The sequence below is a fragment of the Ligilactobacillus animalis KCTC 3501 = DSM 20602 genome (assembly GCF_001434535.1).
In the GTDB taxonomy this organism is placed as follows: Bacteria; Bacillota; Bacilli; order Lactobacillales; family Lactobacillaceae; genus Ligilactobacillus; species Ligilactobacillus animalis.
This window is the reverse complement of sequence record NZ_AYYW01000030.1, coordinates 1-248: the sequence shown is the minus strand read 5'-3', so window position 1 is coordinate 248 and position 248 is coordinate 1. Positions and strand designations below refer to the sequence as shown.

Below are 248 nucleotides of genomic sequence, written 5' to 3'. Positions count from 1 at the left end.
AACCGTTGACCTCCTGCGTGCAAAGCAGGCGCTCTCCCAGCTGAGCTAAAGCCCCAAAATATTTATTTAATGGGCCTAAGTGGACTCGAACCACCGACCTCACGCTTATCAGGCGTGCGCTCTAACCAGCTGAGCTATAGGCCCAAATAAGCAACCTTGAGAAAAGTAAATCTCTCAAAACTAAACAAAGTTCGATAAAGTGCAGGTTTCCGAAATTATCCTTAGAAAGGAGGTGATCCAGCCGCAGG

1 tRNA gene is annotated in these 248 nt (G+C 47.6%); it reads right to left on the bottom strand.

Annotated elements, in window-relative coordinates:
• Positions 1-70 precede the first annotated feature (70 nt).
• Positions 71-144 (bottom strand) — tRNA-Ile (locus tag FC30_RS05185).
• Positions 145-248 lie beyond the last annotated feature (104 nt).